This is a genomic window from Sphingobacterium spiritivorum (assembly GCF_016725325.1).
Lineage (GTDB): Bacteria > Bacteroidota > Bacteroidia > Sphingobacteriales > Sphingobacteriaceae > Sphingobacterium.
Map to the genome: position 1 here is coordinate 3,815,475 of NZ_CP068083.1, position 26,385 is coordinate 3,841,859.

General features: G+C 37.4%; 26 protein-coding genes. 19 read left to right on the plus strand and 7 right to left on the minus strand.

Translation table 11 applies throughout. The annotated features are described in order from the left end of the window. Nucleotides 1-15 precede the first annotated feature (15 nt). The 3 genes from I6J02_RS15985 (at nt 16) to I6J02_RS15995 (ending at nt 2,024) form a co-directional block, all read left to right on the plus strand. Nucleotides 16-501 (plus strand): hypothetical protein, encoded by a 486-nt coding sequence (locus I6J02_RS15985; protein ID WP_201678833.1) that lies wholly within the window; start codon nt 16-18, stop codon nt 499-501. Nucleotides 502-661: 160 nt separating this feature from the next. After that, nucleotides 662-1,600 carry a polysaccharide deacetylase family protein gene (locus tag I6J02_RS15990; protein WP_201678834.1) on the plus strand — a complete coding sequence of 313 codons (939 nt, stop codon included), beginning with the start codon at nt 662-664 and terminating at the stop codon, nt 1,598-1,600. Nucleotides 1,601-1,616: 16 nt separating this feature from the next. After that, nucleotides 1,617-2,024 carry an NUDIX hydrolase gene (locus tag I6J02_RS15995; RefSeq protein WP_236582040.1) on the plus strand — a complete coding sequence of 136 codons (408 nt, stop codon included), beginning with the start codon at nt 1,617-1,619 and terminating at the stop codon, nt 2,022-2,024. Nucleotides 2,025-2,126: 102 nt separating this feature from the next. Here I6J02_RS15995 and I6J02_RS16000 read toward each other — a convergent pair whose 3' ends face one another. After that, on the minus strand, nt 2,127-3,539 hold the full coding sequence (locus tag I6J02_RS16000) for an alkaline phosphatase (protein ID WP_201678835.1): 1,413 nt from the start codon (nt 3,537-3,539) through the stop codon (nt 2,127-2,129). Nucleotides 3,540-3,692: 153 nt separating this feature from the next. On the opposite strand from I6J02_RS16000, the gene I6J02_RS16005 reads away from it, so the two are divergent. Continuing rightward, nucleotides 3,693-5,033, plus strand: coding sequence for a DUF937 domain-containing protein (locus I6J02_RS16005; RefSeq protein WP_201678836.1), 1,341 nt, complete (start codon nt 3,693-3,695; stop codon nt 5,031-5,033). Between the two features lie 62 nt (nt 5,034-5,095). Here the strand turns inward: I6J02_RS16005 and I6J02_RS16010 are convergent, their stop codons facing one another. Further along, nucleotides 5,096-6,151, minus strand: a complete 1,056-nt coding sequence (locus I6J02_RS16010; protein WP_201678837.1) for an outer membrane beta-barrel protein — start codon at nt 6,149-6,151, stop codon at nt 5,096-5,098. A 298-nt stretch (nt 6,152-6,449) separates the two neighbouring features. Here I6J02_RS16010 and I6J02_RS16015 point away from each other — a divergent pair, with 298 nt between their 5' ends. Next, nucleotides 6,450-7,754, plus strand: a complete 1,305-nt coding sequence (locus tag I6J02_RS16015; RefSeq protein ID WP_002996385.1) for an ammonium transporter — start codon at nt 6,450-6,452, stop codon at nt 7,752-7,754. Between the two features lie 102 nt (nt 7,755-7,856). Then, entirely contained in the window at nt 7,857-8,168 is a 312-nt protein-coding gene (locus tag I6J02_RS16020; protein ID WP_201678838.1) for a hypothetical protein, read from the plus strand. On the opposite strand, the gene I6J02_RS16025 is transcribed toward I6J02_RS16020, so the two are convergent. After that, nucleotides 8,165-8,698, minus strand: coding sequence for a lipocalin family protein (locus I6J02_RS16025; RefSeq protein WP_201678839.1), 534 nt, complete (start codon nt 8,696-8,698; stop codon nt 8,165-8,167). The genes I6J02_RS16020 and I6J02_RS16025 overlap by 4 nt on opposite strands. Nucleotides 8,699-8,738: 40 nt before the next feature. Between I6J02_RS16025 and I6J02_RS16030 the strand changes: the two genes are divergently transcribed. Together I6J02_RS16030 and I6J02_RS16035 are read left to right on the plus strand one after the other, a co-directional pair. Continuing rightward, nucleotides 8,739-9,248, plus strand: a complete 510-nt coding sequence (locus I6J02_RS16030) for a DUF4268 domain-containing protein (RefSeq protein WP_201678840.1) — start codon at nt 8,739-8,741, stop codon at nt 9,246-9,248. A 42-nt stretch (nt 9,249-9,290) separates the two neighbouring features. Continuing rightward, a complete protein-coding gene (locus I6J02_RS16035) occupies nt 9,291-10,079 on the plus strand; it encodes a S1/P1 nuclease (protein WP_201678841.1) in 789 nt (262 codons plus the stop codon). Nucleotides 10,080-10,158: 79 nt separating this feature from the next. Here I6J02_RS16035 and I6J02_RS16040 read toward each other — a convergent pair whose 3' ends face one another. Further along, nucleotides 10,159-12,129 (minus strand): transglutaminase domain-containing protein, encoded by a 1,971-nt coding sequence (locus I6J02_RS16040; protein WP_201678842.1) that lies wholly within the window; start codon nt 12,127-12,129, stop codon nt 10,159-10,161. A 991-nt stretch (nt 12,130-13,120) separates the two neighbouring features. On the opposite strand from I6J02_RS16040, the gene I6J02_RS16045 reads away from it, so the two are divergent. The 6 genes from I6J02_RS16045 (at nt 13,121) to I6J02_RS16070 (ending at nt 18,500) form a co-directional block, all read left to right on the plus strand. Then, nucleotides 13,121-13,570: a GNAT family N-acetyltransferase gene (locus I6J02_RS16045; protein ID WP_201678843.1), complete on the plus strand. Its 450-nt coding sequence runs from the start codon at nt 13,121-13,123 to the stop codon at nt 13,568-13,570. Between the two features lie 147 nt (nt 13,571-13,717). Further along, complete coding sequence (locus I6J02_RS16050; RefSeq protein WP_201678844.1) at nt 13,718-14,701, plus strand: lipoate--protein ligase; 984 nt, start codon at nt 13,718-13,720, stop codon at nt 14,699-14,701. A 75-nt stretch (nt 14,702-14,776) separates the two neighbouring features. Beyond that, on the plus strand, nt 14,777-16,078 hold the full coding sequence (locus I6J02_RS16055) for a hypothetical protein (protein ID WP_201678845.1): 1,302 nt from the start codon (nt 14,777-14,779) through the stop codon (nt 16,076-16,078). Between the two features lie 167 nt (nt 16,079-16,245). Continuing rightward, nucleotides 16,246-16,578: a PadR family transcriptional regulator gene (locus tag I6J02_RS16060; RefSeq protein ID WP_201678846.1), complete on the plus strand. Its 333-nt coding sequence runs from the start codon at nt 16,246-16,248 to the stop codon at nt 16,576-16,578. Then, nucleotides 16,575-17,174 carry an HAAS signaling domain-containing protein gene (locus tag I6J02_RS16065; RefSeq protein WP_201678847.1) on the plus strand — a complete coding sequence of 200 codons (600 nt, stop codon included), beginning with the start codon at nt 16,575-16,577 and terminating at the stop codon, nt 17,172-17,174. The genes I6J02_RS16060 and I6J02_RS16065 overlap by 4 nt, the downstream gene beginning before the upstream one ends. Nucleotides 17,175-17,180: 6 nt before the next feature. Continuing rightward, nucleotides 17,181-18,500, plus strand: coding sequence for a serine hydrolase domain-containing protein (locus I6J02_RS16070; RefSeq protein WP_201678848.1), 1,320 nt, complete (start codon nt 17,181-17,183; stop codon nt 18,498-18,500). 70 nt (nt 18,501-18,570) lie between these two features. Here I6J02_RS16070 and I6J02_RS16075 read toward each other — a convergent pair whose 3' ends face one another. Further along, nucleotides 18,571-19,389, minus strand: coding sequence for a hypothetical protein (locus I6J02_RS16075; protein ID WP_201678849.1), 819 nt, complete (start codon nt 19,387-19,389; stop codon nt 18,571-18,573). Nucleotides 19,390-19,414: 25 nt separating this feature from the next. Next, nucleotides 19,415-19,933, minus strand: a complete 519-nt coding sequence (locus I6J02_RS16080) for a hypothetical protein (RefSeq protein WP_201678850.1) — start codon at nt 19,931-19,933, stop codon at nt 19,415-19,417. 317 nt (nt 19,934-20,250) lie between these two features. On the opposite strand from I6J02_RS16080, the gene I6J02_RS16085 reads away from it, so the two are divergent. Then, on the plus strand, nt 20,251-20,862 hold the full coding sequence (locus I6J02_RS16085) for a GrpB family protein (protein ID WP_201678851.1): 612 nt from the start codon (nt 20,251-20,253) through the stop codon (nt 20,860-20,862). Between the two features lie 110 nt (nt 20,863-20,972). Here the strand turns inward: I6J02_RS16085 and I6J02_RS16090 are convergent, their stop codons facing one another. Further along, nucleotides 20,973-21,221 (minus strand): redox-active disulfide protein 2, encoded by a 249-nt coding sequence (locus I6J02_RS16090; protein ID WP_201678852.1) that lies wholly within the window; start codon nt 21,219-21,221, stop codon nt 20,973-20,975. Between the two features lie 259 nt (nt 21,222-21,480). Between I6J02_RS16090 and I6J02_RS16095 the strand changes: the two genes are divergently transcribed. The 4 genes from I6J02_RS16095 (at nt 21,481) to I6J02_RS16110 (ending at nt 26,384) form a co-directional block, all read left to right on the plus strand. Further along, a complete protein-coding gene (locus tag I6J02_RS16095) occupies nt 21,481-22,290 on the plus strand; it encodes a hypothetical protein (RefSeq protein WP_201678853.1) in 810 nt (269 codons plus the stop codon). After that, nucleotides 22,291-23,055: a methyltransferase domain-containing protein gene (locus I6J02_RS16100; RefSeq protein ID WP_201678854.1), complete on the plus strand. Its 765-nt coding sequence runs from the start codon at nt 22,291-22,293 to the stop codon at nt 23,053-23,055. It abuts the gene before it with no gap. 10 nt (nt 23,056-23,065) lie between these two features. Then, a complete protein-coding gene (locus I6J02_RS16105; protein WP_201678855.1) occupies nt 23,066-25,216 on the plus strand; it encodes a 7TM diverse intracellular signaling domain-containing protein in 2,151 nt (716 codons plus the stop codon). An 82-nt stretch (nt 25,217-25,298) separates the two neighbouring features. Then, nucleotides 25,299-26,384, plus strand: a complete 1,086-nt coding sequence (locus I6J02_RS16110; RefSeq protein WP_201678856.1) for a sensor histidine kinase — start codon at nt 25,299-25,301, stop codon at nt 26,382-26,384. Nucleotide 26,385: the final 1 nt, after the last annotated feature.

The following is a 26,385-nucleotide window of genomic DNA, read 5'->3' on the forward strand; positions in this document are numbered from 1 at the left end:
AAGAGGGAGGGTTCCATGAAAAAATTACTTTACATTACATTGCTTATCGGAGGGATCTTCTCTTTCACTCCGTCTCAGGCTCAGGTTCGAATCAATGTCAATATCGGAAATCAGCCGCTTTGGGGACCAGTAGGATACGATTATGTACGTTATTATTATATGCCGGAAATGGATGTATATTATGATGTTGTACATCGTCGCTATACTTATTATCATGGAAACAGATGGGTTACCCGAGGTAGCTTGCCAAGCAAATACCGTCGCTATAATATGTACAGGACATATAAGGTAGTGGTAAATGATCGTAATCCTTGGCATCGTCATAGCCATTATCATGAGCGCTATCGCAGATATTCCGGTAATTACAGTCAGGTAAATTTAAGAGATGGGCGAGGCCGTTCGGATCGTCATGACCGGGATCGGTATGATCGTCACGACCGTAAGGATAATCATAAGGGAAATAAGCACCGCTACAAGAATAAAGGACGTCATCATGACTAGTCCAGATATAAATTTATAGCTTTATTAACAAAGGAATCCCACATCAGGATTCCTTTGTTGTTTTTTGAAACAACTTTTCTTTGAAATTAGATAAGTCAGATTTAATATGTTATTTTTGCGTAACTTTTATTAAAAAGTCTAATATAAAAAATAATATTAAATGCGATTAATTGGAAATGTGGCGGCAGCTTTGGCGCTATCTGTACTTGTTTTAAGTACGCAGTCCTGCGGAAATAATCAGTCTTCTCAAAAAACTTCTACTGTTGAGCATCAGGATTCGGTTGTGAAAAAGGAAGAGCATAGTCCCGAGAAAAAAGATCTTCAGACAAAAAAAGATACATTAACCGTAGATTCGGTTAAGAAAAAAGAACCTGTTGATAAAGCAAAGCTGACTAAGGCACAGCGAGACTCTATTAATGCAAAATTAGATAGCCTTCCAAAGCACATTTACCTGACTTTTGATGACGGACCACTGATCGGAAGTTCAGCAATTGATTCCATTGCTACAGCAAAGAATATTAAGATCAATGTATTTCTGATCGGTAAACACGCAAATATGAGTAAAAGGCTCAAAAAGGATTATTTGAGATATTATAACAATCCATTGGTTGATTGCTATAACCATAGTTATACGCATGCCAATAATAAATTCAGTGTTTTTTACAGCAATCCGGATCATGCATTCTCGGATTTTGAAAAAAATGAAGCTGATCTGGCTTTGAAATATAAGATTACCCGTATGCCGGGACGTAATATCTGGTATTTTAAAGACAGAAGAAGGATTGATTTGCAGAGTGGAACCAGTACCGCAGATTTGCTTTATGCAAATGGATATGAAATCATGGGATGGGATGTGGAGTGGAAAATCCACGGACTAACAGGACAGCCCGTACAATCTGTTAATGAAATATATCAACGCATGAAAAACAGATTGAAAAAGAAAGATTCATTTACTGCCAATAATGTTGTGCTACTGATGCATGATGATATGTTTCAGAATAGAAAAGGGCAGAAGTTGTTGTCTGATCTGATTGACAGTTTAAAGTCTAATCCGAACTACCACTTTGAGCATATGCGCGATTATCCGGTAAAATACTAATAACGGATTATCTGCTTTGAAGAAACAGAGAATAGAAATATGCGCTGCAATGGTGCTGAATCCTGCGAAGCAATTGCTCCTTGTTCGTAAAAAAGGTTCTTTATATTATCAGTTACCTGGCGGTAAAGCAGAAGAAGGCGAGACGTCTGTCAAAACAGTAATAAGAGAAATAGAAGAGGAGACCGGATTAAGAGTAGCAGGAGAAGAATTACTTTTTCTGGGCACACATGAAGCTGAGGCTGTGAATGAAGCTAATACAGTAGTAGTAGGACATGTTTTTAAAATTATATTACCTGAAATTCAGGAAATATGTCCACAGGCAGAATTAGAAGAGGCAGTCTGGGTAGATCAGCTTAATTACAAGGAATACAAACTTGCACATCTGGCAGAAGAATTTATTGTTCCCAGATGGTTACAATTATAAAGAATGTCAAATACATTTCTTTTCTTCAACAAGGTGTTGCAACGACCGAAATAAATAATAAAAGCTCCATTAAGGAGCTTTTATTATTTATAGACTATATTGTTAATCCAGTTGAGCATTTAATAACCTGGCTACTTTTTTGGGAATATCTGTATTTTCCATTTTGTGTGTGAATAATTCACTTCCGCTTCCAATAGCAAATATCGGGATATAACTTGCCGAATGATTACCGGAACCCCATCCAAGAGTCGATGCATCATTCAGGACTTTTACAGCAAGAGTCGCTAATTTATCGTCAGTAGCATACAGGCTTTTGGATTCCTGTGTTTCATGGTTTACAAAACTGCGAAGATAGGTTTCGTGCATATTCTGTTCCTCTGCTTTGCTTACTTTGATCGCAGACCATAGTCCGAGTTGATCTGAAAGCAATTGTTTAATCTCCTCCCAGGTAGTTTTAGGATTTGAAATTCTTAATTTAGAAATCTGTGCAGACAATTCGCTTTGTGATTTTTTCTGTAACTCCAGATTTTTAAAAGATAATCTGGAACTGCCCGTTCCAAGTGTCATTCCTCCGGTTTCATGATCAGCTGTAACAATAATAAGGGTTTCTTCCGGATGCTTTTTATAGAAATCAAATGCTTCCTTTACGGCTTCATTAAAATCCAATACCTCTTTTACAGCAGTTGCTCCGTCATTGGAATGACAGGCCCAGTCAATTTTACCACCTTCTACCATCAGGAAAAAGCCATTGTTGTTTTCTTTTGTCAGGGATTCAATGGCTGCTGATGTAATCTGCTTAAGTGTCAGGTCATTTGTGTTTTGATCAATTGCATATTTTAAGGATACCTGATCAGCTCCCTTATTATTGGACAATATTATTTTTCCTGCTTTATTTTTAAGTCCTTCATATTCCTTGTAACCTTCAGCTAATGAATAACCTCCCTTTTGTAAAATCTGAGTAATGGGAGTTACTTTTTCTTTTTTGAAGTTTTGTTCAGGTTTTAAGAATCCGGAACCTCCGAAAAAGTCGAAATCAGATTTAAGAATATCTTCAGCAATTTCGTAGTACATATCGCGATCCGGTTGGTTGGCATAGAAGGAAGCTGGTGTTGCATGATCTATACTGACACTTGTCGTGATACCGACTTTCATCCCTTTTTCTTTGGCAAGATAAGCGATGCTTTTCAGTGATTTTGTTTTGGTGCTGTCCATGCCGATGACACCGTTTTTCGTTTTATGACCTACAGCGAGTGCTGTACCACCTGCTCCGGAGTCTGTTACTCCGTTTGAAGTAGAATAAGAAGTAGCGAAAGATGCAACGGGAAAGCTTGTAAATACAAGTGGTGAAATACCAATCCGCCCTTCTCTTTCGGCAAGATACATTTCAGTAAGATTCACTTGATTCAAACCCATTCCATCACCTATCATAAAGAAAATATATTTAGGTTTTTGTTGGGCAAAAGCCAGCTGCAGACTGAGGATGGATAATGCAAATAATAAAGATAGTTTTTTCATGTTATGAGTATGTGTATCAGTTTTTAATAAATGGAATACAGTGATCAAATATAGTGCATTAGTGTTAACGTAATATTAAGTGCGGTCAGGGTTATCCCAAAACAAATTATCCTGCTGATTGTTAATTAGTTTATTAAACAATGGATCAATATTATGGAAAACAATCTCTTAAATAACGCAAAGGCATTCTTCAATGAGGATGTACTTTCAAAGCTATCCGGATCGGTAGGTGTGGATTCTGCTCAACTTAAGCAGGGAACAGATTTAGTCATTCCAGCTTTGTTTTTAGGTTTGCAAAGCGAAAATGAAAGTGGATTAAGTACTGTACTGGAGCAAGCTAAGAGTCATTTTGGCAATTTTGATTTTCAGCAATGGTTTAATCCTGAGCGTTCACCCTCATCTGAAGAAACAGCAGAAGACGTAAATAGTCAGCATCCTGAGCATCAGCATCTGTTGCAGCGTATATTTGGAGATAAACTGGAGGCAGTGGTTTCTGCTATTTCCGGATTTATCGGAATTAAATCAGATACCATTCAGAAGCTGCTGAGTTCGGCACTACCTGCAGTATTTGCCAGTCTGACTAATAATGGAAGCAACTGGGATGCAGGCAATATTTCTAATTTACTGAATGAGAATAAAAGTAATTTTGCAGCAGCTCTGCCTGCAGGATTAGGACTGGGAGCTTTTGGTAACCTGTTTTCAGATAGTGATATTCAACGTCCTGCTGTAGAGACACCTATTCCTCCTGCGGATATTCCTGTTGTAGAACCGCCTGTGCTCACTGTGCCGCCAGTTAATCCTGAACCGGCTATACATACACAGGAGGCTGTGAGAGAAGTGAAAAAATCAAGCGGGCTATGGTGGGTGCTGATACCGTTGGTACTTGTCGCTCTTTGGTTTTTATTTGGCAGAAGCTGTGCTGGTAATGGAGCTGGTACGGCAGACTCTACTGCTAATAGTCAGGATAGATCATCAATGACGAATCCGGCAGATTCATTGGATGAATCAGATGGTTTGTCCAGCCGGGAACCGGTAATTCTAAAATTACCTGACGGGCAGGAACTTCGTGCTTATCCGAGAGGAATAGAAGATAATCTGATTAAATTCCTGCAGTCAGACTATAAGGCACTTCCGGATGATACGCTTAAAAATAAATGGTTTGATTTTGATAATCTGAATTTTGAGACTGGTACCGCTAAGATATTGCCTGCCAGCAGAGATCAATTGTTAAATCTTGCTGCTATATTAAAAGTATTCCCGGATGCGAAAGTTAAGATCGGTGGATATACGGACAAGACAGGGGATGAGGCTTTTAACAAGAAGTTGTCATTGGATCGCGCAAATGCCGTAAAAGTATTTTTAGAGGAGCAGGGACTGGGAACGCAGGTTGCCGGTACAGAAGGGTACGGGTCTGAAATTGCCCGGTATCCGGCGGAGGCACCTGAGTCTGACAGGATCAAAGACCGCAGGGTTTCTGTAAGTGTTCGTAAATAAGAACTGAAAATTTAATTTTACAATAAGAAGGCTGTCCGAATAATGCGGACAGCCTTTGTTATTTAGAATGCATACACGAGTGCCATAGAGAATTGTCCTGCATTTTTAGCGGGACTCAGATCTTTTTTAACAAACATTTCGTTTTTGCTGTTGTCAAACCGTACTTCTGGTATAAATGAAAAGCCATGATGTCTGAGGTGTCCGCTTAGTGTTGCTGACCATATTTCGTTTTCTTCAATTGCTAATACAGGAGAGTCTTTAGTTTTGAAATATTCGCCCCGTACACCAATACCTATGTTTTCATTAATATTTATTCTCGGATAAAGTGCTATTCCAGAATAGCCTGCATCACCTTTCTGATTGTAGTTGGTGGCATTGAGTCCGAGCGTGAAGCGTGGAGAGAAGCTGTAATTTCCAACCAGATCTAACAATGTACCTGAACTGTAGTTCTCTGCTCCACCTACAGAAGATCCGGTAAGAAAATTAAGGTAAAAACTCGAAGCATCATTTGGAATGACGCTGAGTTGTGATCCAAAGTGAGAAACTCCGTTAAAATCCTGATAAACATTCCAGTCGTTAAAAATTCCTACCATCAGGGCCACCTTGTCCGAAAATGTGTAGTTTGCTTTTAATCCGGCATCCTGAAATGGCCCGGCTCCGAAAAGGTAAGAAGTGGAGTAGTGGAAGTTGTTGGATGGGCATATAACCTCATACCCTACAAATGTGCCCATAAATCCGGCAGTCATACTTAATTTCTCCGTCAGATCATAGGATACATACAAGTTTTGGATATGAAAACTATTGTTGTCGTCGCCGGCTTGTCCGTCTCCGTTCAGGATAGATCTGTACTGTCCTCTGGGGCCAAAGGAAAGTTCCCCAACGAAAGAGGCTCGGCCAGTTTTCTTTTTTAGTGCCAGATCTACCATGCCTATAGATACGGAATTATTGTCTTCTGTGAAGTAAGTTTTGATATTAGGCTGATTTTGGAAATCATATTTCCAATAAGTATCTACCGATCCTGAGATTTCTAACCCTAATAATGTGGGTTTTTCTTCCTGTGCTTTGGTAAAATTTAGAAATAGACAGTAAATAATTGATAAAGTGATTAATTTTTTCATGTTTTTAGTTTTAAATGGTTGATTTTTTTATTTTTTTAAATCTAAAAACCTTGTTTCATCTAATTTTAGTTTAATAATTGGTGAATTTAATTTTTATTTTGTCTGTTTTGTGGTTTTTCGTTAGATTTTGAGTTGATTTTTTATAAATGTATGAATATTATTTAAAATAATTTGTTGATTTATAAATTTTTGATCATATATTTGTTTTGAATTTAATTTTATACATCAATTTTTATCTGTTTTTCATCTAAAACCATTATTTATTAACAAAATTTGAATTAAAAACAATTAAAATATTATGAAAAAAACCGTTCCATTGATTATTTTAACAATTTTGGCTATTATAGGCTTGTTAACTCCCTCTATTGATGTAACTAATGTAGCAGATATAAAGATTGATTCCGGAGATACAGCCTGGTTATTGACATCTTCCGCTCTTGTATTGATTATGACACCAGGTTTGGCCTTCTTTTATGGTGGTATGGTGAGTAAGAAGAATGTGATCTCTACGATGATGCAAAGCTTTATCTGTATGTGTATTATTTCGGTACTATGGGTGATTGTAGGATTTAGTCTTGCATTCGGAGATGATATCGGAGGAGTGATCGGTGATCCACGTACTTTTTATATGATGAAGGGAATGCTTGGGAATGTGGCCTGGGGAGCTTTGCCTACCGTTCCACTGGTGTTATTTGCTATGTTTCAACTGAAGTTCGCAATTATCACTCCTGCTTTGATTACAGGTGCTTTCGCAGAACGCGTGCGGTTCAATTCGTTTATGGTCTTTATTATTTTGTTCAGTATTTTTATTTATATGCCTTTAGCACATGCAACCTGGCATCCAGAAGGGATACTCGCTAAATTCGGTGTTTTGGATTTTGCTGGAGGTACAGTAGTACACATGTCTGCAGGTTGGGCTGCGTTAGCTTCCGCTGTATATCTGAAAGGAAGAAAAACACCTACGCATTCTCCCGCTCGTATCAGTTATGTCATATTAGGAACAGCGTTGCTTTGGTTCGGCTGGTTTGGGTTTAATGCCGGCTCTGCTGGTGCTGCAAATGGTCTTGCTGCATATGCATTTGCGACCACGACTACCGCTTCTGCTGTGGCTGCAATAGCCTGGATATTTGTAGATATTATCAGAGGTAAAAAACCGTCTGCAATGGGTGCCTGTATAGGTGCTGTCGTAGGTTTGGTGGCGATTACACCGGCAGCCGGTTTTGTGAGTATTCCGCATTCGATCGTCATTGGACTTGTAGCCGCTTTAGTCAGTAATCTGGTTGTGTTTTTGCGCAGTAAAACCAGTATAGATGATACGCTGGATGTATTTCCTTGTCATGGAGTGGGGGGTATGGTTGGTATGGTGCTGACAGGTGTATTTGCAAATAGCAACGTCAACAGCGTGGTGACTGCTAACGGATTGTATTTCGGGGAGACCAGCTTATTCCTGGCGCATGTCGTTGCATTGATAGCCGTTTCCTTGTTTGCATTTTTTGGTTCTCTTTTGCTGATCAAGATCACGGATCTGATAACACCTCTGCGTGTGCATGAAGAAGAGGAAAAACTGGGGCTGGATATTACACAGCACGATGAAGAGTTATAATAAGATATTCCAAACCAATTAACTATAACCCTAATTGTAATGGCACGGCTTAAGCTGTGCCATTTTTTGGTTAAGTACATTTTTTATTGCATTTTTGTCCTCATGAAAGATACGGTCTACGCAACGCTTAAATCTGATTTTGAAAAATTTATGCGCCACTCCATGCATGTATCAGGAGCCTTTGGCTTTGATGTTTTCGGAGATTATGTGACTTCCGTGCTTAACTTTTACGTCGGCAGTTCCGTATTGACACTTGACGAAAAAGTAAATGCTGCATTTTATCTGTGCCAGTTATATAATAAAGGGCTTAAGAATATGATGTCTGTTGCAGATATGAAAGAAATGTCTATTGAGTTTGCGAATGATCCTACCCTTGATTATACCGTTCTCAGTCCGATTTTTGACGGGTATTAATCCTGTGTTGTCCATACTAGTTTGTGGATTTCAAATCCGCTTCGTAATGCAAAATCCAGATAGATTGATTTGATATCGCCGGGGATTGATTTTTCCCGGGATAGAATCCACATGTAATTGAGGTTGTCGCCAAATACCAAAGCATACTTATAATCGGGATCTATTTTCATGACATGATAGCCCGCTGAAAAAGGAGGGAAGAAACTGACCTTGAATGCCCCTTCATTCGGGTCGCGCATAAATTTTGCCTTTCCTATGCTTTTCTTCTGTTTCTGCTTGCGCATATCGTAGCCTTCATTGACTACCTGAATGCTGCCATCTTCATTAAGGTTGTAATTTGCTGTTACATTTTTGAGATTTTTCTCCCACCTAAAGTCCAGTCTGGCTATTTCGTACCATTGTCCAAGGTAACTGTCAAGATTAAAATTTGAGACTCCTCTGATATCCGATTTGACAGGCTTGAATGCCTGGTATAACAAGGTGCCAACAGCAGTGGCGGATAGAAGCAGTAGTGATTTTTTCTTGTCCATAGCGTAACGTTTATATAATTATAACGTCCCGGACTTCGATATGTTTGAATTTTTCAATAGTTTTGAACAAAAATTACAGGGCTTTACATTGTATTCAAGAGAAGAATCTAAACGGATCAAAGAAACATTCTGGACCAAATTTGGTCAATTTATGAGCTTACAGCCCAATAGCGAAGGTGCAAAAATTAATTGGATCAATTACCGCACCGGAATCAAACATCTTTATTTCAGAATGAACGCTGACAAACGAAATGCAGAGATCATGATTGAAATATCACATCCTGATTCGGGCATTCGTCTGCTTATGTATGAGCAATTCGAACAGTACAAAAAACTTTTGCATGGGGTGCTCGGTGAAGAGTGGAATTGGGAAAAAGAGGGTTATGATGCAGACGGAAAAAAAATATCCAGAATTTATACGGAAGTGTCAGGCATTAGCATCTATAATGAAAAAGACTGGCCGGAACTTATTTCTTTTCTAAAACCACGGATAAGTGCTCTGGATGAATTCTGGAATGATGCCCAATATGGTTTTGATTTATTTAAATAGGAATGCCATATTATCTATATTTTTGCATATAAATTCAATACTATGAAGAAAATAATAAAATTGTTGTTGCTTCTGGCATTTTTTGCTCAGACATCATCGGTGTGGGGTTGGGGAATGACGGGTCACCGTGTCGTTACAGAAATTGCAGAGCGCCACCTGACTAATAAGGCAAAGAAGAATATTGCCAAACTAATCGGAAAGCAACATCTTGCTTACTGGGCAAATTGGCCGGATTTTGTGAAATCAGATCATGCTTTTGATGAGACATCACCTTTCCATTATATCAATACAGACGGAAACCTGACGAAGGAACAGTTTGCTACCGCACTGCAGCAGTCGCCTGATAATAATATATACAAACAGCTAATTCGTTTGTCTGCTGATTTGAAAGCAAAAGATAAGGGCTTGACAGAAATGCAACAGAATCTTTATTTTCTGATCCATCTGATAGGAGATGCGCATCAGCCTATGCATGTGGGAAGACCAGCAGACCTGGGTGGTAATAAAATTGAAGTGATGTGGTTTGGAAAACCGGATAATATTCATCGTGTATGGGATTCTAATCTGGTAGACTATGAAAAATACAGCTATACTGAATATGCAAATGTTCTTGATATTCATACTAAACAGGAGAATCAAAGGCTGACAGAGGGTGATTTTGCTTCCTGGTTATACGACACGCATATAGTAGCCAATAAAATCTATAAAGATGTGGAGCAGAATTCTAATCTGTCTTATCGTTATATATATGATAATAAATATGTAGTGGAAGATGCTTTGTTAAAGGGCGGACTGCGTCTGGCGAAGGTGCTGAACGAAATCTTTGGGTAAGCTGCCTGAATATTATAGGAATATAAAAAGGGATGACTTGATTAAGTCATCCCTTTTTTGTGCCTTCTCTATCTCTTGATTATATCTTAGATACGGTGATTTCCAGTTTTTGGGACTGAATAATCCGGCTGAAAAATTCTTTCAGGTCAAAATATTCTTCAGGCATAAAGAATGGTTTATTGATCTGCGTAGCAACATTGATGTGGAGTTTATTATCCTCCATCTTAGACGTGTAAAAATACCTTGCATCTTTATTTGGTAAGGACATAATAACGTTCTTAGGCTTTTCTTTCAGTTGGTATCCTTCAGGTAATTCTACTTCCATAGTAAGAACTTCTTCTATGGTAGAGCCCATGTCGATAGGGTAATTACGCTGTTCCAGATTAAAAGGGTTTTTACTTGTTTTGCCAATAAAAAGCGGATTAAAAAGGAGATCATTCTGATGGGTAGAACAAAAATTGTCTATCTCAATATCAAATGTCTCTACTAAGAAATATTCTGTACTATCTATATGCGTAACATCTGATTTTAAGTAGTTTATTTTGCTGTTATTTTCTTCTACTTTTTCAAAATATTCTTCGAGTGAGTTATATTCCCGGATCTCTTTTCTCTTGTTATAGGCATCAAAGCCAAGTCTTCTGATCTGTAGATTTCCGGTTAGCTTTCCTTTGTCATTCAGTTTTCCTGAAAAATCATAGTAAACTGTAGATTTTTCTTTTGCTTTGAGTTCCACCCATTCGGATCCGCCTCCTTTTGGAAATAAGCGACCCTGATAGTTGATGCAGCGTAGAGGCAGACTGCCAAATGGAATAATGGATTCTGTAGCATCCAGATAATAGACTGTCGAATCGATATTCACCTGCGCGACTACATAATTGAAGTCGGATAGAACAGGAGTCGCGATATTCGGGTAGCCATTGGCACGGGTGGAAAGTATGAGAGGATTGGCGTTAATATCTGCAGCATTTAATGCAGCAATAAGAGCTAAATTAATATCTGCCACGTTTCCGGATCTTTTCTCTAATGCATCTTTTATTCCTTTGTCTGTGAATACTCCATTTGTCTTATCCCATTTTATTTGTTTGTTGATATAACTGTGGATAGCTTTGGCTTTTTCAAGATCTGTTTTTTTGTCTGCTATTACAGATGGTAAAATCGCTTTAAAAAGTCCTTTTTTCTTGATCTGACCACCGAATTCTTCATCTGTATACAGCTGTTTCTCTACGTCTTCCCAGGTTCTGGTGTAATTGTAATTTGCGCCCATCGGGATTCTGTAGCTGGCCAGTTCAAAAGATAAGGAAGAGCGCCAGTTGTCTGCCGAAGTCATATAATCTTCATTGATGAAGGCCGGAATATTTTCCATTCCATAGGTCGTTTTGGATCCGTGTACTTCTCCGATTTCACTACGCATATCCGTGTTGTAATTTTCCTTATTATGCTTGGAAATGCTTAACGACCCTCTCATATTCTGATTATAAATACATATTTCAGGTATTTTGGAAACAAATTCACTGTATACTTTCGGTATATCTTCCTGAAATTTCCATGTTCTGAAATTGTAGAGAAAAGGAGAGTTGATCGTATAACGAAGTTCGATAATCGAGCCTTCCTGAATGTTGGGTAAGGTCAGTTTGGTTAGCGCAACGGATTTGGTCGATTTCTCATTAAAGATCTTGCTTTTATCCAGATCGTATTCTGCTATCTTCTCCCCGTTAAGATTATATGTCACTCCTTTAATTGAGGAAATGACTTCTTTTGAGTTCCCGGATGTATATAGAGGTATAGTAAAATCAGCTTTGCTGAACCCTTCTTTTGTGAAAATTTTGGTCTTGATGTGATAGTAAAATTCAAGCATCAGACCTCCTTTTGCAGGATCGATAATGATACTGGCATTTCCGTATTCGCGAAGTACTACTGCATTGGCATTGCTGTCAATTGTGTTTCGGTTAAAGTTTAGGTCTTCCTTAGTAATTTTTCCAAAAGAAAAATCCTGAGCAAATCCTGATATGCTGCATAGCATGAGTGCAGCAACACAAAATATTTTTTGCATGAAAAAAAAGGTCAATAGTTAATAATTCTGTCTTTATTGAGAATCAGTAAAGATGTGATTTAAACTTTAATTATGCAAGGTTTGAATTAAATTTATTTTATCAAAAATCTATAATGAATGTTTATTAAGGAGGGAATGAAATTCGGATAAGCGTAAAACATAAAGCTATAAAACAAAAAAACTTTAACAATCTCTTGTTAAAGCGTCATTCTTTCGGGGTTACTTTTTACTTAATCTTCACCTGAAAGATAATCGTCACCATCAAATGTAAATTCTACTCCATCTGACAGGACCTCTGTTACAAATAATTCATCTTTAATCATGACCTGTTATTTAAACGTCCTTATTCTATTTATTAATACAAATCTACTGACTCATTATTAATAACGGATAAAGCAAAAATGATCAAATTGTTAAGAATGACAGTAGGTGTTGTTGCTGCGTGCGGAGACAGACTGTTAAATATAAAATTCTGTAGAGTTATTTCTACACAGAATTTCGTGTTGTTTTTGTTTGAAAAATGACATATTATTATGTTTGCAACAAATATAAAAACAATGATTGTAGTGTTGACATTTTTTGCAGTGGTGATTGTGACATGTATAGTTTCTATAGGATATTTATTAATAAAGGGGGAGCGAACAGAGCAGAATTAGTGCCTTTCTGAGACCCTCCCAACAAGTCTCCTATAGTGTCTTTTCTTTTTAAAAGAGTCTCTCTCTTTCTTCTTCTGAAGTATTTTTTGAATCGAGGTAAGATTGTTGTGCAACAAACTTGATACATTCATTTAGGTTTTGTATTTTAGTGCTGTTTTAATCTACCTATCATGATACTACTTTTTATTCTGGGAACAGGATTGATAGCTTGTATTATTTATGCAGCTATCCTGATGTACAGAGATATGAACCATCATAATTTCTGATCATTAAGAATTACCATCATTTATCTGTATAAATTCTTTATAATTGTGGTTGTTTTATTTTACAGCCCTATGCACATTATATCAGTACGCGAAAATCCCGAATATAAAGAGATTGCTATCCGTTTTTTGCAACAGTCATGGCCTGATGTTTCCCCTGTTATTTATGAAGATTGTATCACGCACTGTATAGATGCAGTTCAGGAATTACCCCAGTGGTATTTATTAGAAAAGGATCAGAAGATTATCGGTTGTGCCGGATTGATCACCAATGATTTTATTAGCCGGATGGATCTTTATCCCTGGATATGTGCCATTTATATTGCAGAAGAGCATCGGGGACATGCATATGCTACTTTACTTATTGACAGAGCAAAAGAAGATACACGTAAATTTGGTTTCCGGTATCTTAACCTCAGTACCGATCATATTGGTTATTATGAAAAGTATGGATTTCAATATATTGGTCAGGGATATCATCCATGGGAGGCAGAATCCCGGATTTACCAGATTGAGCTGTAGATCTATACTTCCTGTTGTTACTATTAAAAAATCGCAATTATTGTAAAAATAACTGCGATTTTTTTATCAGATTATATACGGGTAATGACAGTCATCTGAGAGAGTGCTTTAGAAAAACTTGCTAACTTTGCTAAAACTGTATGTATTATGCTCATCATTGATTCACCTTCTACTAATGCTTATTTTAATATTGCTTCTGAGGAATATCTGTTGTACAAATATCCGAAAGAAGATATTTTTCTGTTATATGTCAATGCCCCCTCCATTATTGTGGGTAAGTTTCAGAATACATTAGCGGAGATTAATCTGGATTATGTCAGAGAGCAGCATATCAAGGTAGTGAGAAGAATGTCCGGTGGTGGTACGGTATATCACGATACGGGGAATCTGAATTTTTCTTTTCATACATTGCTCGGATCAAATGATTTTATGGATTTTTCTCAGTTTACTCAACCTGTAATTGCCTTGTTAAATAAGATGAATGTCCCTGCAAAACTTGAAGGGCGTAATGATTTACTGGTGGATGGGAAGAAGTTTAGTGGCAATGCAAAGCTTTCTAAAAATGGGAAAATAATTCAGCACGGGACGGTTTTGATTAATTCTCAGATGAATGTTCTGGTCGAGGCGATAAAGGTAAACCCGCTGAAATTTGTAGATAAAGCGGTTAAATCCAACAGAGCAAGAGTGACTAACTTAATTGATTATTTACCTGAAAATACTACTACTGAAGTTCTAAAGCACTTGTTGATTGATGAGATGTTGCAGAATAATCCAGGAGCCAGCGTCTATCAGTTTACAGAGGAAGATATTCAGGGAATTGAAAAGCTGGTAGCAGAGAAGTATAGCACATGGGATTGGAATTATGGTTTCTCTCCTAATTATAATTTTAAAAAATCGATCAAAATACCAGCCGGATTTATCGAACTGCATTTGGATGTAGATAAGGGGGTGATAGAAAAAGTTAAAATATTCGGTGATTTCTTTGCGTCCAAGCCTATTGAGGAACTGGAAGCGGCAATTACCGGCCAGAAGCATGATATTGATCAAATTGAACAATTGTTATCTTCCACAGATCTTACAGCTTACTTTGGGAGGGTAAGTGTAGCTGAGATTCTGGAACTTTTTAAATAAACTGATCTTGTTGGAATACGGAGAATCTGTTGTTAATTTTTGTTTATATCTTAGAATTATAGCTAAACTCTACGTATGGAAGAGGTATCACCTAATAAGCGGAAACATAAAAAAGTACTAAAAGCGCTTCTTTGTGCATTAGGCATTACAGTAGTGTATGGTATTATCATTTACTTTATACCGAAAGGCGGTCTTGACGGATTGGCCTATATGTTTTTTACTCCTGTAGTATTTATTTGCGGATTTCTGTTTTATTATATCTTTGATTACTTCAAATCTATACACAAACTGCCGTGGCTATTCTCTGTATCCGGTATCCTGTTGTTTTTGATAATGTATAATTCCGGTGTTTGGAATATGGATATATGGCTTAGAAATCAGTTTCATTCCAACAAACTACCTTCATTATATGCCGGATATCGGGACATTAACCAGCCGCCTTTAAAATTCGGAAGCAGAACGATAAACTTGTTGTATGAAAGCGAGGAAAACATTGATCATTACCTTACGATAAATGATAATCTGATTATCAAAAGAGAAAAGAAGGGAGAGGAAAATTCGGATCATGTATTTGCGAAGTATGAATTTACAAAACTGGATCCTTCGGGGAATATTTCTGATACGTACAGCTACGTACAGAAAAGCTATAAAGATGAAGAATTACTTTTTGAGGGTTATCTGATCAATGCAAATCAAGCTTATTACAAGACATGGCCGCTCGATGGAGACAGTTCCAGAAAAAATATAATCATTCAAAATGAAAATCTCGAATGGGATGAAGGCCGGCAAATAGAACTTTATCGCAGAATACAGGGTGATGCTTCTGTATTTTATACCGATTATGACCATTCCCTGCGCAAGGAAGGTCAGGAAACTATCTATTTTCAAAAAATTGTTTATAAAATAGGGGATGACTGGTTTATCTTTTTCGAGAATCTGAATGAGGATAAAAAAGGATATCCGTATGTGCGGAGCCGGGGAAAAACTATTAACAACATATTTGGCCATCCGGCCGAAAACGGACTCGACTGGGTGGACAATGTCAGTACAAATATAGAGTCACTGTATTTTGAGAAGATAAAATTGACCAGACTAACACATATTATAGGTGGGAATACACCTGCTTCAAAATCGGATGAATGGCTGGGATATCTTTATACTAACCTGATCGTCGGTAAAGATACGCTGAAGTTTAAAGATCAGTTTTATCTGGATGAAGAATGGCAACAGACTCCTGTTACTATAAATGGCCAATTGTTCGGTACATTAAGTAGACCGGATAATGATTTTTTTACGACCTATCTGTATTTCGAAAATAAAAATCTACACTATAAACTGTTTGCCAACAGCCTCCGAAAACTATATATTATTAAATAATAATCCGTCCATACCTTCATTGTAACTATATATTTTAGCTAGCTTATTCAGACAGTATAGAATTATTGTATTGGTAATCAATCGTTAATGATTTTTGTTTGTACTGTTTGCTATATATTTAAACATAGTACTTTGTTATGCTATGTATTTTGTTTTATATTTGTTTGATGAATGAAGACTTTACTACTAAATGGATATCCCAACTTAAGAAAGGCACCCTGTCTTTTTTAGTGTTAAGTATTCTGAAAGATGAAAAGGAATATTACGGATATGACCTCATCAATGAGATAAAAAGAAGAACCAGTATTGAAATTGCTGAAGGAACACTTTATCCTTTGATGAACAGACTAAAAAAGGAAGAACTGGTAGAATCCAAATGGGTAGAGCAGGACTCCGGTATTCCCAGAAAGTATTACAAGATTACAATTTTGGGATTAAGTACTGCAAACGAAATGAAAACTTATTGGGACAACCTCAATGCAACCTTAAATCAAATATGAAATTTAAAGAGATCGCTTTTAAGGATAAAAATTCAAAACGGATTTATCTGGATTATATCTTCAGAATTCAGCAGGCTACAAAATCGCTTGATAAGACTAATCAACAAGAGATATTGCTGGAGATTAACAGCCACATTTACGAAAGTATTGCCGATTCAGTGGCTATCGAAAAAGGGGAAGTGGAGCGACTGCTGGATGTATTGGAAAACCTGGGTCAACCTGAAACCTTTCTGAAGCCTTTGGTCGCTGAAAAAAAACTGGAAGAAGCAACGAAGTCATTCAATCCTCTCCATATTCTGAAAGCACTTATATTGAATATCGGCAACGGGGTGTCTTATGTGATCTTCACGCTGTTATATTTGCTGCTGTTTGGTTTTATATTCCTCATCGGTGCAAAGCTGGTAGATCCCGAAAATGTTGGCTTTTTCTTCAAACCCAACGAAATTTTTATTCTGGGTTATTACAGAGAAAACGGAATCACTTATCAGCAGTATGAGCAATTAGGTCATTGGTTTATTCCGGCTATGTTGCTGCTGGTGTTTGTTTTTTATGTACTCATAACTTTACTACTTCAATTAAAAAGAACTATTAAATAACTCATTATGTTTAAAAAATCATTAACCTACTTAGCTGTCTTTTGTCTGACGTCTTTTGCATCTGCACAAAAAATAGACACAGAAAAGCTTGATTTGTATATCAAAGCCCTGGAGGATAATAACAAGTTTATGGGAAGTCTCGCAATTGCACAAAATGGTGAAATTGTGTATACTAAATCTGTTGGATATATCGATCTGGAAAATAAGATCAAAGCCAATGAAAATTCAAAATACAGAATTGGTTCCATTTCCAAAACATTTACTACTGTGTTAGTAATGAAAGCGGTGGAAGATAAAAAACTATCTCTTGACCAGACTATTAAAAAGTATTTTCCGGCAATAAAAAATGCAGATAAGATTACTGTTAGACATTTGTTAAATCACAGAAGTGGTATTCAAAATTTTACAGACGATACAGATTACCTGACCTGGAATACAAAGGCGATGTCAGAAAAGGATATGCTTGATGTAATTACAAAAGGCGGAAGTGATTTTGAGCCGGATAGTAAGGGGGAGTATAGTAATTCAAATTTTGTGTTGCTGACTTTCATTCTGGAGAAAACGTTCAAAAAGTCGTATGCAGAACTTTTGACCAGCTATATTACTAAGCCACTCGGATTAAGCAATACTTATCTTGGCGGCAAGATTAATGTTAAAAATAATGAGGCTAAATCTTATGATTTTGAAGCGGGTTGGAAACCGGAGTCTGAAACAGATATTTCTATACCACTGGGAGCCGGAGGTATACTGTCAACGCCTTCAGATCTGACAAAATTCAGTGATGCTCTCTTTACTGGAAAACTGTTGAAAAAGGAAAGTGTTGAACTGATGCAAACCATAAAAGACGGTTATGGACTGGGTTTATTTCAGGTACCCTTTTATGATAAAAAAGGATACGGGCATTCGGGTGGTATAGATGGTTTTTCTTCTACATTTTCCCGTTTTGAAAGTGGTAATGTAACTTTTGCACTTACGTCAAACGCATCAAACTTTAATAATAATAATATTGCAATTGCAGCACTGAGTGCCGTTTACAATAAGCCTTTTGATATCCCTGATTTCCGGACATATGAAAATAGCACTGAAGATCTGGATGTTTATTTAGGGACTTATGCCTCCACCCAGATCCCGATAAAAATTACTGTTACGAAAAACAATCAAACTCTTATCGCACAGGCTACAGGTCAACCTTCTTTTTCACTGGAAGCGGTAGAAAAACACAAATTTAAGTTTGATCAGGCGGGAATTGTAATGGAGTTTAATCCGGATACTAAAACCTTTGTACTGAAGCAAAGAGGAGGAGAGTTTATTTTTACGAAAGAATAGTAGCGGATAGCTGCAGAATCCCTGATATGATAAAGCCTGAAAGCCAGAGTTTTCAGGCTTTATTAATATATTAGTTTTCAAAAGGATAGTTCTTATAACGCTTATAAGCACCAGTTTTAGTGTTAATCTTGATCACATCCATATGTCCTCTGCGGTTTTCCAGTTCTTCAGCAAATACATAGTAACTTCCGTTTGGAGTTACTTCTATACCATAGGAATACATAGAATATAAGGTTTTATTTTCTCTGTTATCCTGAAAGATATTTTCAGCGTCTCTGTTTTTTACAGGTAAACTTCTCGAAAAGGCGTTAAATTCATCCGTAGAAGGGTCAATATAGCTTATCTGCTTCGCCTTCTCCACATCTACCCATCCGTCCATCCGATCAATAATACCGCTTGAAACGCGGTTATTAATCTTGCAATCTTCACTAAACCGGCAATCGTGTGATCCCAGATAACCGAACATGCCGTACTGGAGATAGGCATAGTGATGGTAATCAGATATATAATATTTGAGATTGTTAGTAGTTGTCAGTACTATCGTGTCTGTTTTGAAGAAATGTTTATATGGGATATTGACTTTCCAGAAAATATCATCATTCTTTTTTGTAAAGTCTGTCCTGATCGTTCTTTCATCTATAAATTTGCCATCTCTTAAAATTTCAAATTTAAGTGTCTTCAACTCATTTGGTTCAAATTTTATGAATCCCAGTGTGGGTTGCTCTGTGATCACTTTTACTGTATCACACATCTCAGACACTTCTACACGGTCCCGTTCAGCATCCTTCTGCCTGTTTTCTAAAGACCACCATATCCAGGCGATGATCAGCATGATAATAAGAAGAATAACGCCGAAAACAATTAAACAGCCTTTCAGATATTTATTCATATGTTTTTTATCGTTAATAGCTGATTTATAATCTGGTATATATTCTGGATTCAAATGTTACTTTAAAATATTTGACAGGGGCTAACAGATCTATTCTGAAGTTGATATGCCGTGACAACTCCGCCAGAATCTCTTTATTGGGAGTGTCGTTATTCATGGGTCTAAAAGTATAAATCACTTTATTGTTTAATCCTATTACTGTCAGTGTATTAGGTAGTGGATGGTTGAGCTTTAATACCTGAATCTGCGAATAGTTTATCTCTTCCTGCTTTCCGTTTTTAAGTTGAATGGTCAGTTTACTTTCATCAAATGAGACGGTAGTTGAAGATTTCAATCTTGCCAGAATTATAAATAACGGTAAAAATACAGGTGTAGCAAAGATCAAGGCCAGACCCAGTGTAGGTCCTGAATACTGATTAATCCACTCGATCACACGGTCATTGCCGGACAATAGCCAAAAGTACAGGATCATGTAAATAGCAAGTGGTAATAATAATATCTTAACCTGCTTGAGGTTTCGTTGATTAAATTCTATCGTTTTCATAGTATAGATGCTTAATTGAATTAAATATAAGTTATTTAACAGCATAATATAACAGCCGCCTTAAATTTGTCCGGTTTCATTTAATATTCGCCTGTAATCATGATATATTAATAATCTGTATTATATAACAATGCGAGGAGAACAGCAGAACATGTTGCATTCAGCAATCTATGGCTTAGGACCCTGTTTATAAGAATTTGTATTCGATTTCCATTATCTCTGTTATCAATAGACAGTTTCAAACCAATCTTTATCTTAGATTTGCAGATGGTATAATCTGACTGCTTCATTATTTCTTTAAGGACAATTATATACATATGAAAGTAACATTTGAAAAGTATAATCCATTGTGGACGACAGCTTTTAAAGCTCTTGAAGCTGAACTGAAGGTTTATCTGAACGAATTTGATGTACAGATTGAACATATTGGCAGTACCTCTGTCAAAGGTTTGTCTGCAAAACCAATCATTGATATTCTGATCGGGTTAAAGAATCCTGAAAACCTGGATAATATTCCTGCGCTGCTGATGGCTCAGGATTACATCTATTATGAAAATTATAATACAGATATGCCGTATAGAAGATTCTTTGTAAAGTTGAATCAATCTCCTGGTAAGCTGGGATTGCCTGTGCATATTACCACTTTAGCAAATGTGCCTGAGGAGCTGCACAATCACAAATGGCGTCTTGCCCATATTCATATATTACCTTTAGCTTCCGAACACTGGAACCGTCATATCGCATTCAGGGAGTATTTGCGTAATCATGCAGTTGTGAGGGAAGAATATCAAGTGCTTAAAGAAAAACTGAGTACACAAGAATGGATAGATGGGAATGATTATAATGCAGCTAAAGATTCTTTCATAAAACGGGAAGAGCAGAAAGCTGTACAATGGTATAATGCACCCAAGGTCAAAAAAGAAGAGTAAAATAACGAAAATATCAGTTCGCCTGATATATATAAAGCGAACTGATTTCAGATGAAGAATCTAATGATAATCTTTAGTTAAGGTATGCTTTTTATCTGCTTATAAATAGTTTATGCTTGCCCTCTGGATTTCAGTTCTTGCTTTATGTCTTTGACGGTCTTAAAATTCATCATAAGTGTCGGCGACAGTGCAATAGGAATAACGATCAATGCGCTGAATCCTTTTGTGAGTGAAATGTAAGTGGCTAAAATCAAAAGCAGAAGCAGCATTCCTGCAAGAATACCTGTTACTGTACTTGTAAGTTTTTGTTTTTTAAGCAATTCTTCATCGCTCATTTCTTTTAGATTTTCTGTTTTCATAGATTGATATAGGGTAATTGTATTAGTTCACTCTCAAATATACATAAGTTTAGGCGGTTCTTCAGAACAGATGCATATTTACTGCTGGTTTGAGAGTGTTTTTCGGATTTTGCATGTCAAATTCAGTACCTCACACTGGAGCAATAAAAGCAGTATTACAGAAATGGAATATACCATCATATTATTTTTCGGAACAGTAACAGCTTTAGTATTTATTGATTAGTTTTGTGTTTCAATTGAATATTTTTATAACATTTCCGTGGCATTAGTATTTAACGATGGACGTCCGGTAGTGAGATTGCGAGCATTTCGTGCTATTGATGATCCACAGACCTGTGAACGTTTTATAGAAGGGCATGCTCATGTCCTGACCGCTATAGGTGTAAAGAAGGTTACATCTTCTAAAAACGACTGGATGTACAATCCTGCTGCTTTCGTTTTGATTGTCGAATCATTAGATGGAGAGAGGGTGTATGGCGGTGTCCGCATTCATGTAGCGGGTGGTAGCGAACCGCTTCCGATAGAGCAGGCAACAGGAGCAATGGATGCAAGTGTATATGATCTTGTGCATCAATATGCAAAACAGGGAACAGGAGAAGGCTGTGGTTTGTGGAATTCCCGGGAAATTGCAGGATATGGAATTGGAAGTATCTTCCTGACAAGAGCAGGTGCGGCGATCAGTACGCAGGTTGGGATCAAATCCTTATTTGCGCTTTGCGCTCCGTATACAGTCAAACTTGCCGAAAGTGTGGGATATCGTATAGATACAACGGTGGGCAACAACGGAACTTTTTATTATCCGAAGCTGGATCTTCTGGCAACAGTGATGATTATGAGAAATCTGGATACACTGACAGAGGCGGATCAGGAAAATAAAGATGCTATTTTATCGCTTCGCGGGAATTCGAATATTGTGCGTGTGGAGACTCTCCGCAATAAGGAGATTGAAATCCACTATCAGATTGATATTCCAAATCTGGATCAGTGGGATCTGCAGCAGGTCATCAACAACCTGAAATATGCCCCAAATGATTATAAACTGGATGATCGAAATTTAAATATATTATAAATGGATAATAAACACTATGGTGCCGGTTATTTGATGGACACGGGCGATTTTCTTAAACAGTTAAAAATTCATTCGTATACGCCTTTTGCAAATCTTCCGCAGGGTGTGATTTTAGATTTGGGCTGTGGCACCGGTATGGACGCTATCAACATAGCGGATATGGTAGGAGAGAAGGGTCAGGTTATCGGTATTGACCATGATCAGACTATGATCGGACATGCCAGAACTACCGTAGGTGAAAGAAAAAACATTGATTTTGTTCAGGGTGGGGTAGATAAGCTTGATTTTGAAAATAATAGTGTTGCAGGAATACGTATGGAGCGTGTTGTTCAGCATTTAACAGAGCCGGAAGCCACATTTAAGGAAGTATACCGTGTTTTGAAAACTGATCATCCCTTTGTTGTTGTAGAAACCATATGGGACAGTCTTAATTTTTATACACAGCATATCGCAACAGAACAGAAGATCCGTAATTATCTGACCGGACAAAAAGTAAATAATGGCTGGGCAGGAAATAAACTGACAGCGGATCTGAATGCAAACGGTTTCAGAAATATCCAGCTGGATACTTTTTGCATGGTTGTCCGTACAAAGGAAGAAGCCAACCGCTACGTATTTCTGGATCTTATACTGGCTGAAATGGTAGATAAAACTGTATTGACAAAAGAAGAATCGGAAGATTTTATAAATAGCTTATTAGCTGCCGATAATAATGGTTATTTTACGGTTTCCATGAACCTTGTTATAACTAAAGCTGTAAAATAAAGCAACTGAGATGAGGCTGTGGATTATCCTGTTATCTTTCTTTGTATTTGCCAGCAATTTTCAATCTTATGCTGAGGTAATCATTAATGATGCTACCCATAGGCTAACTGTTGGAAAGAGTCTCGAACGCTATATGGGCAAAGATGGGGTCTCCTTTGCGGAGATCCGGGCTTCTAAAGATTTTATAGCATTAAACAGCGAGGTGCCTAATCTGGGTATTTCTTCATCTGATATCTGGTTGCGGCTGCCGGTTACAAATCAAGGTCATGCAGCAGATCTTCTGCTTGAAATCGCTTATCCTTTACTGGATGAGGTCGAGTTGTTCGTACCTTCTGATTCAGGTGAATATCATTCTATCAAACTGGGGGAGCATCTTATATTTTCAAAACGACAATATAAGATACCGAATTATGTATTTGATATTCATCTTCCGGAAAACAGTTCGAAGGTTTTTTACCTGCGGATCAATAGTACAGAACAGATTATCTTGCCCGTCCATATCAGTAATGAGCTTGGCTTTGTAGCGCAGGTAAACAGAGATAACCTGGTAAGTGGTATTTATATCGGTATTGTCTTTATTATGGCGATATATAACCTTTTTCTTTTCTTTTCCGTTCGGGAAAGAGATTATCTCTACTATGTACTTTATGTCGTTTCTGCCGGAATCACGCAAATGGGTATAAAAGGGTACAGCTTTCAGTATTTATGGCCTGACTGGCCGTCTTTTGCAACAAAGGGACCTATTATTTTCGGATGTCTGTCCGGCCTGAGTGCGCTACTCTTTGCCTATACTTTTCTTCAGTTAAAGAAGAATGCTCCGCAAGCAAGACGTTTTTTCTGCGTATTTATTATCTTTTTCACGATAAGCTTGTTTATGGTGATATTCGGGTTGGAGCAACAGGCATTTCTCTGTATGCAACTCGTTACAGGGGTAGCATCTTTATACGTGCTTTATATTTCTTACCGCGTCATGATCAATGGTTTCCGTCCGGCAAGATATTTTGTGTTTGGATGGACGATTCTCCTTTTGGGGTCAGTCGTTTTTCTTTTAAAAGATTATGGTTTACTCGAGTATGATAATTTCACAAGTAATGCTGTACAATTAGCTTCCGTCATAGAGATGGCTCTCCTTTCATTTGGTTTGGCTTACAGTATTAATATCCTGAAAGAAGAAAAGGAAGTATCTCAGGCAAGGGAACTGGCTATTTCTTTGGAGAACGAGCGCCTGATCCGGGAACAGAATATAGTGTTGGAACAGAAAGTAGAAGAACGTACACTGGAATTGACCGAATCCAACGAATCTCTGCAGACTACATTGACCCATCTGAAAGAGACACAGTCACAACTGGTAGAAGCTGAAAAAATGGCTTCCTTAGGGCAGCTTACGGCTGGTGTGGCTCATGAGATCAATAATCCTATCAATTTCGTAACTTCTAACGTGGCACCGCTTAAGCGCGACATCCGGATGATCTGGGAGATGGTAGAGGAAGTCGAACGTCTGGCGTTGTCAGATGAGCTGAGCAATAGTGAAAAACAGGCAAGGATCAAAGCCTATAAACAGGAATTAGATGTAGATTATCTGAAAACAGAAGTTGATTTTCTACTGAAAGGTATGCATGATGGTGCGCACCGTACAGCTGAGATTGTAAAAAGCCTGCGTATATTTTCACGTGTAGATGAAGATACACTCAAATTTGCCGATATAAACGAAGGTTTGGAGTCTACGATGGTGATTCTCAATAGTCTGGTAAGAGAAGGTGTTGAAGTCGAAAATAACTACGGTGATTTGCCAAAAATAGAATGTCATGCCGGTAAGCTCAATCAGGTATTTCTAAATATTCTGACAAATGCGATTTATGCCATTAACAAGAAATTTGATAATAAGGCAGGTGGGAAGTTAAAAATTGAGACTGGTATATATGACGACGAATCCTTTATTTACATAAAAATAGCTGATAATGGCATAGGTATTCCAGAAGAAATCCGGGAAAAAATCTTCGAACCATTCTTTACAACTAAAGATGTGGGTGAAGGTACCGGACTGGGAATGTCAATAGCCTACAATACAATTGCTAAACATCACGGTAAGATCCTTGTCGAATCCGAAGTCGGAGAGGGAACAATTTTTACTTTGATTCTTCCGATCCAACAAAATATTTGATTAAAAAGTAAACCTAAATGTCCGATAAATTATCATTAACTTCGCTCATAGGGTTGTTGAGGAAATACCATAATAGATAATTATGCAAAGAGAACTCGTAATATTATATATTGATGATGAAGTGAACAATCTGATTGGCTTTAAAGCTAATTTCAGATATAATTATACTGTTCTCACAGCATCAAATACGACAGAAGCACGGGAGATACTTCTTGCCAATCCTGATATACGTATTATCTTTTGTGATCAGCGTATGCCGGAAGAACTGGGTGTGGACTTCTTACACAGTATAAAGAAAGATTTTCCTAAGCCTATTCGTATTTTATTAACTGCCTACGCTGATATGAATACAGTGATAGATGCGGTGAATAAGGGACATATTTTCAGGTTTGTTCGTAAACCGTGGGTAGAGGAAGATATTATCTCTGCAGTGGAAGAGGCGGATAAGTTTTATATCGCCAATTCGATGCTGGAGATCAAGAATGAAGAACTACAGAAGGCTTATGACGAACTGGATAAGTTTGCTTACAGCGTGAGCCATGACCTCCGTGATCCGCTGACAGGGGTGTTGTCAGCGGTGAGACTTGCCTCGGAGTTTGATAGTATTGAACGTATTCATGAGCTGTTGGGGTTGATGGACGATTCACTGATTAGTCTGGATGCTTATATTGATAGCTTACGTGACTATTATCTGTTAAGAAGAGGAGAGTTGTTTTTATCTGACATAGATTTTAAAGAATTATTCGGAAATATAGCCCAGTTCTATAAAATGTATACCCAGAATAAAGAAGTTGCTTTTAAAATCACCGTAGAGCAAGCCCATGTATTCAAAAGTGACAAAGCTATTCTGGAACTGATTCTGCATAATCTGTTGTCAAATGCTTTCAAGTATCAGCGCAGGGAAGTAGAGAATAAGGTGGTGAATTTATCTGTTGACGTAACAGAAACAGAGGCAACAATTACCGTTGTGGATAACGGGATCGGAATCTCTTCCGAACATATAAGTGATATATTCAAATTATTTTTCAGAGGTAGTGATCAGGCAAAAGGAATGGGATTTGGTCTCTATAATGTACAGAATGCCCTGCTGAAATTAAAGGGTATAATTGATGTACAGTCAGAACTTGGCACCGGAACGACATTTAAGGTTATCATTCCGAGCAAGTAAT

What these genes read in the sequence shown, in the direction of transcription:
- I6J02_RS16080 (WP_201678850.1), bottom strand. Translation starts at nt 19,933, where the DNA reads ATGAAAACGATAGAATTTAATCAACGAAACCTCAAGCAGGTTAAGATA.
- I6J02_RS16020 (WP_201678838.1), top strand. Translation starts at nt 7,857, where the DNA reads ATGAAAGATACGGTCTACGCAACGCTTAAATCTGATTTTGAAAAATTT.
- I6J02_RS16070 (WP_201678848.1), top strand. Translation starts at nt 17,181, where the DNA reads ATGTTTAAAAAATCATTAACCTACTTAGCTGTCTTTTGTCTGACGTCT.
- I6J02_RS16040 (WP_201678842.1), bottom strand. Translation starts at nt 12,129, where the DNA reads ATGCAAAAAATATTTTGTGTTGCTGCACTCATGCTATGCAGCATATCA.
- I6J02_RS16050 (WP_201678844.1), top strand. Translation starts at nt 13,718, where the DNA reads ATGCTCATCATTGATTCACCTTCTACTAATGCTTATTTTAATATTGCT.
- I6J02_RS15990 (WP_201678834.1), top strand. Translation starts at nt 662, where the DNA reads ATGCGATTAATTGGAAATGTGGCGGCAGCTTTGGCGCTATCTGTACTT.
- I6J02_RS16045 (WP_201678843.1), top strand. Translation starts at nt 13,121, where the DNA reads ATGCACATTATATCAGTACGCGAAAATCCCGAATATAAAGAGATTGCT.
- I6J02_RS16030 (WP_201678840.1), top strand. Translation starts at nt 8,739, where the DNA reads ATGTTTGAATTTTTCAATAGTTTTGAACAAAAATTACAGGGCTTTACA.
- I6J02_RS16005 (WP_201678836.1), top strand. Translation starts at nt 3,693, where the DNA reads ATGGAAAACAATCTCTTAAATAACGCAAAGGCATTCTTCAATGAGGAT.
- I6J02_RS16015 (WP_002996385.1), top strand. Translation starts at nt 6,450, where the DNA reads ATGAAAAAAACCGTTCCATTGATTATTTTAACAATTTTGGCTATTATA.
- I6J02_RS16110 (WP_201678856.1), top strand. Translation starts at nt 25,299, where the DNA reads ATGCAAAGAGAACTCGTAATATTATATATTGATGATGAAGTGAACAAT.
- I6J02_RS16065 (WP_201678847.1), top strand. Translation starts at nt 16,575, where the DNA reads ATGAAATTTAAAGAGATCGCTTTTAAGGATAAAAATTCAAAACGGATT.
- I6J02_RS16025 (WP_201678839.1), bottom strand. Translation starts at nt 8,698, where the DNA reads ATGGACAAGAAAAAATCACTACTGCTTCTATCCGCCACTGCTGTTGGC.
- I6J02_RS16090 (WP_201678852.1), bottom strand. Translation starts at nt 21,221, where the DNA reads ATGAAAACAGAAAATCTAAAAGAAATGAGCGATGAAGAATTGCTTAAA.
- I6J02_RS16105 (WP_201678855.1), top strand. Translation starts at nt 23,066, where the DNA reads ATGAGGCTGTGGATTATCCTGTTATCTTTCTTTGTATTTGCCAGCAAT.
- I6J02_RS16010 (WP_201678837.1), bottom strand. Translation starts at nt 6,151, where the DNA reads ATGAAAAAATTAATCACTTTATCAATTATTTACTGTCTATTTCTAAAT.
- I6J02_RS16100 (WP_201678854.1), top strand. Translation starts at nt 22,291, where the DNA reads ATGGATAATAAACACTATGGTGCCGGTTATTTGATGGACACGGGCGAT.
- I6J02_RS16075 (WP_201678849.1), bottom strand. Translation starts at nt 19,389, where the DNA reads ATGAATAAATATCTGAAAGGCTGTTTAATTGTTTTCGGCGTTATTCTT.
- I6J02_RS16035 (WP_201678841.1), top strand. Translation starts at nt 9,291, where the DNA reads ATGAAGAAAATAATAAAATTGTTGTTGCTTCTGGCATTTTTTGCTCAG.
- I6J02_RS16055 (WP_201678845.1), top strand. Translation starts at nt 14,777, where the DNA reads ATGGAAGAGGTATCACCTAATAAGCGGAAACATAAAAAAGTACTAAAA.
- I6J02_RS16060 (WP_201678846.1), top strand. Translation starts at nt 16,246, where the DNA reads ATGAATGAAGACTTTACTACTAAATGGATATCCCAACTTAAGAAAGGC.
- I6J02_RS16085 (WP_201678851.1), top strand. Translation starts at nt 20,251, where the DNA reads ATGAAAGTAACATTTGAAAAGTATAATCCATTGTGGACGACAGCTTTT.
- I6J02_RS15985 (WP_201678833.1), top strand. Translation starts at nt 16, where the DNA reads ATGAAAAAATTACTTTACATTACATTGCTTATCGGAGGGATCTTCTCT.
- I6J02_RS16000 (WP_201678835.1), bottom strand. Translation starts at nt 3,539, where the DNA reads ATGAAAAAACTATCTTTATTATTTGCATTATCCATCCTCAGTCTGCAG.